Origin of the sequence: Methylobacterium frigidaeris (assembly GCF_022179185.1) — a bacterium.
In the GTDB taxonomy this organism is placed as follows: domain Bacteria; phylum Pseudomonadota; class Alphaproteobacteria; order Rhizobiales; family Beijerinckiaceae; genus Methylobacterium; species Methylobacterium frigidaeris.
The window spans coordinates 1-254 of the sequence record NZ_BPQJ01000264.1 but is presented as its reverse complement, the minus strand read 5'-3'; the positions used below and the strand labels follow the sequence as shown (position 1 = coordinate 254).

The window sequence follows — 254 nt, the reverse complement described above, 5'->3', positions numbered from 1 at the left end:
CCGGCGGGATCCTGCTGCTCGGCTACGGCGAGCGGGTAACCCCCGGCCCCGAGCATCTCGCCGAAGACATGCCGGCCTTCGTGTCCATGGTCCGGCGCGACCCCGACGGCTCGGGCCTGCGGGTCGCCTTGCAGCGGCCGTACCAAACCAACGTCCAGCTGGCCGGCGAGCGCGTCTTCGTCGATCTCCTGCCGGAGGGTTGGTCGGGCCTGCCGCCGCCGCTGCCCCCCGAGGTGGTGGCCGAGCTCGCCCGC

Annotated in this window: 1 protein-coding gene; it reads left to right on the top strand. The window is 74.4% G+C overall.

Annotated features, from left to right (window positions below; translation table 11 throughout):
* On the top strand, nt 1-254 hold a 254-nt coding region (locus MFF64_RS37090; protein ID WP_238194054.1), incomplete at both ends, for a hypothetical protein.